Raw genomic sequence first — 4,377 nt, forward strand, 5'->3', positions numbered from 1 at the left:
CTCCCCCTCGCTCGGGGCCCAGGGCCCTCACCTTGCGGACGAACGTGTAGCCGTCCTCCCCGGGCATCGCGATGTCGCTCAGGAGGACCTCGGGCCTGAAGTCCTCGACGAGCGCCAGGCCCGTGGCCGCTGAGGCCGCCTCCCGGACTTCCGCTCCGGCCTGGCTCAGCAGCTCGGCCGTGGCCTCACGGGTCCCTGGATCGTCATCCACCACGAGGATCCGCACGCCCCTGAGCCGCGAGGCGGTCATCACGTTCCGGGGCGGCCGGACGGTCCGAGCCTGCCCCACACCGGGAGGGCTCGCCGCGCCAGCCGAGACCTGGGCAGTCGCCATGAGCGGCAGGAGGACCGTGAAGGTCGCCCCCTGGCCCTTGCCCGGACTCTCCGCTTGCACGGTTCCGCCGTGGAGCTCCACGAGGTGGCGCACGATCGCCAGTCCCAGGCCGAGCCCACCGAACACCCGGGTGTTCGAGCTGTCCTCTTGCGTGAACCGGTCGAAGATGCGTAGCAGGGCCTCGGCCTCGAGCCCAACCCCTCTGTCGCTCACCCGGAGCCGGGCGTGTCCGTCCATGGGCTCGAGCTCGACGGTCACCTGCTGGCCCTCGGAGGAGAACTTGATGGCATTGGAGAGCAGGTTCCACACGATCTGCTGCAGGCGCGTTGGATCACCGGAGACTGGCCCGAGCGCCTCAGCCAGGTGGACCTTGAACGTGATCGACTTCTTGTCGGCCTGAGCGCTCACGCTCTCGAGCGCGGCGTGGATCACCGCGGGCAGGTGGACCGCCTGGAACTCCATCCGGAGCTTGCCGGTGGTGATGCGCGAGACGTCGAGCAGATCATCGATGAGCTGCGCCTGCATCTCCGTGCTCCGCTGGATGGTCTCGGCCGCGCGCTTGAGCCTGGCCTCATCCATCCCCCCGCGGAGCATCAGCTGTGCCTGCATCAACATGGTGGAGAGCGGGGTGCGGAGCTCGTGGGACAGGGTGGCCAGGAACTGGTCCTTCGTGCGGTTGGCCCTCTCGGCCTCCTCTTGGGCCCGCTGCGCCCGGGCGAGCAGCTCCGCGCGCTCACGCTCCCCCTGCTTGCGCTCGGTGATGTCCTCGATGGCGAGCAGGAGCATGGGGATCCCGGTGCGGGAATGGACGGAGCGCGCGGAGAGCGACATGCTCCTCTTCCCCTGGTTCGGGAACTCGTGCTCGATCTCCAGGCCCTGCAGGAGCGTGTTCTTGGCGAGCATCTCCCCCAGCGAGGAGCGCAGCGCTGGGACGTCCCACGCGCCTCCACTCAGCTCGAAGAGGCTCTGCTTCTCGGTCCCGGCCTCGGAGCTCCCGAAGGCGTGATAGAAGGACGGGCTCGCGGAGATGACGCGCAGGTTCTCGTCGAGGACCAGGAGCGGCGTCTGCACGGCCTCCACGATGCCCGCGGCGTAGTCGCGTGCCCACTCCACCTGGTGCACATGGTGCTTGAGCGCGTCGATGTCGACGAGCGACAGGATGGCCCCGTCGATCTTGTTCTCGGTCGTCTTGTAGGGCCGGATCTGCATCCGGTGCCAGCGGCCGGCCCGGTCCTGGACCTCTGACTCCCGCAGCGTGGCGGTCTCGATCACCTGGGCGATCTGCTGGTCCAGGTCCGCTACGATGATGTTCAGCGTGATGTCCTCGAGCGGCCGCCCCACGTCGGAGGGGAGGACGTTCATGATGCCGCGGGCCTTCGGCGTGAAGCGCCGGATCCGCCGCTCGAGGTCCAGGATGAGGATCGGGATGTCGACGGTGTTGAGCAGGTTGACGAGATCCCCGTTGGCCAGGCTGACTTCCTGGTTGCGGCTGTTGAGCTCGTCGTTGACCGTGGTCAGCTCCTCGTTGGTGGACTGGAGCTCCTCCTTCGCGGTCTCGAGCTCCTCGTTCATGCTCTGGAGCTCTTCATTGCCCGAGACGAGCTCCTCGTTCGCCGAGGCCAGCGCCTCGTTCGTGCGGCCATGCTCCTCGATGAGGGACTGGAGGTACTCCTTCGTGGCGTCCAGCTCCCGCTGCAGCGCGGGGGCCTGGCGTGGCCCCTTCTGCTTCTGCTGACGGGCGGCGCCTCTCGGGGCAGGCTTCCCCTTCACCTGCAGGGTCACCTCTTCGAACAGCACCAGATAGAGGCGCTCCTTCTCCTCGGGCAGCCGCGTGATGGGCATCACGACGAGATCACAGCGCTGCTCGGAGCCACCCGGGCCGATCTCCACCCCCACCATCCGGACGAGGGTGTTCTCCTTCTTCACCTTTGCGAGCGCCAGGCGCAGCGGGGAGAGCAGCCCTTCACGCGCCATCTTGAGGAGGTTGAACTGGGGCTCTCCCGACGCGGGCTCGAGGTAGAGGCCGGTGTGTCCACAGAACTGGAGGATCTCCATCCTCTCGTTGATGACGACACCGGGCGGCGCGTACTGGCTCAAGAGGAGGCGATCGATCCGCCTCGTCACATCCAGCGTGGGCCTGCTGGGCTCGAGCGCGATGCGGCTGCTCACCTGCTTCGCGGCGGGCAGGTCTCCGACGCCTCTGGCGAACCGGAGCTTGCTGGCCGCCGCCGTTCGCGTGAGGAGCTTGTAGACCTTGTCCACCGGCGAGAAGAGCTGGCTGAACCCCGAGATGCTCTCGGTGCGCCCGAGCATGAGGAAGCCCGGGGTATTCAGGCAGTAGTGGAAGGTGGCCAGCACCCGCTTCTGGAGCTCTGGGGTGAAGTAGATGAGGACGTTGCGACAGGTCACCAGATCCAGCTTGGCAAAGGGCGGGTCACGGGCGAGATCGTGCCGGACGAAGACGCACAGCTCGCGCACGGCCTTGGCGATGCGATAGCCGCCATCGACCTGCGAGAAGTAGCGGGCTCTTCGCTCCTGGCTGATGTCGCGCAGCGCGCTTTCCGGGTAGAGCCCAGCGCGGGCCTTCTCGATGGCCTGGGTGCTGATGTCCGAGCTGAAGATCTGGATCGGTGCCCGGTGCGGGGCGTCTCCCAGGAACTCCAGGATGCTGATGGCGAGCGAGTACACCTCTTCACCCGTGGAGCAGCCCGCGACCCAGAACCGGAGCGGGGCTCCCTTTGCCTTGTGCTCGAGGATCCGGGGGAAGACCGACTTCTTCAGCGCCTCGAAGGCCTCCGGATCCCGGAAGAACGAGGTGACGTGGATGAACACATCCTCGTAGAAGGCCCGAGCCTCCTCCGGGCTCTCCTCGAGGAACTTCACGTAGTCCTGCAGGTGCTCGATGCGGCGCAGCGCCATCCGGCGGGCGAGCCGCCGCTCGAAGGTGGAGGACTTGTATTCGCTGAAGTCGATCCCGAGGGAGTGCTGCAAGAGGGAGAAGAGCCGCGCGAGCAGTTCGCTCTCATGGGCGTACCTGGGCCGCACGGCCTCGCGCGCAGTGGTGTAGGGGTGATGGCTCAGCCGCACGAGCTCCTGGGCAAGCTGCGGCAGCGGAAGGCAGACGTCCACGACGCCGGCCTGGGCGGCGCTCTGGGGCATTCCCTCGAACTTCGCCGTCCGTGGATCCTGAGCGAACGTGATGCCGCTCTCCGCCTTGATGGCCCTGAGCCCTTCGGTGCCATCCGAGGCGGTCCCCGAGAGGACCACGCCCATCGCGCTGCTGCCGCGCGCGGCGGCGAGGGAGCGCAGGAAGGTGTTGACCGGCAGGTGCGGCTTGCGCGGCTCGTCCTGCCGCGGCCGGAGGATGAGCACGTCGTCCGCGATCTCCAGGTCCGAGTTCGGCGGGATGACGTAGACGTGGTTGGGCTCCACGGGCATCCCATCCTCGATCTGAAGGACGGGCATCTGGGTGGACCTGGCCAGGGCTTCGCTGAGGAAGCTGGTGTGCGTGGGGGACAGGTGCTGGATGAAGACAAAGGCCATCCCGCTGTCAGGCGGAAGGTGTACCAGGAGCTGGGTGAACGCCTCGAGCCCTCCGGCGGAGGCACCGATTCCCACAACCGGGAAGGGCGTGCTGGGAGCACGCTGAGAGGGCAGAGGGGCGCTCCGCGTGCGCTGGTTGCCAGGCGTGGTGCCAACACGCTTCGCCTGGGCAGGTCGAGCCTTGCGGATCTGCTTCTTCACTGGGGGTCCCCGTTTCACACCGGCGTTCTCTCTGACGCGTTCCCTGGGGCGCTTGCTCGCCAGAGACTTTGTCAGTGCTGAGAATACAGGGATCAAGGGGTATGGGCCTCTCGGTGCGGGGAGTCAACTGAGGGACGAAGAAAGAGCGAGGGCAGGAGACCTTCTGTTGTCTACACGTACGTAGGGGCGTGTTCTTCCCCCTCCGCCGGGAACGGAGAGGTACGGGAGGTGCGCAACAGTGGCAGGCCAAGGGGGCCCTTGGCGCACGTCTGCCGCTGTCCTGCGGGGTTATTGCAACG

Annotated in this window: 1 protein-coding gene; it reads right to left on the bottom strand. The window is 67.2% G+C overall.

Annotated features, from left to right (window positions below):
• The coding region (locus VD972_RS27940; protein ID WP_324991801.1) for a chemotaxis protein CheB at positions 1–4,096 on the bottom strand (4,096 nt) is incomplete at its 3' end.
• Positions 4,097–4,377 lie beyond the last annotated feature (281 nt).

The organism is Hyalangium sp. (genome assembly GCF_035629615.1).
Classification (GTDB): domain Bacteria; phylum Myxococcota; class Myxococcia; order Myxococcales; family Myxococcaceae; genus Hyalangium.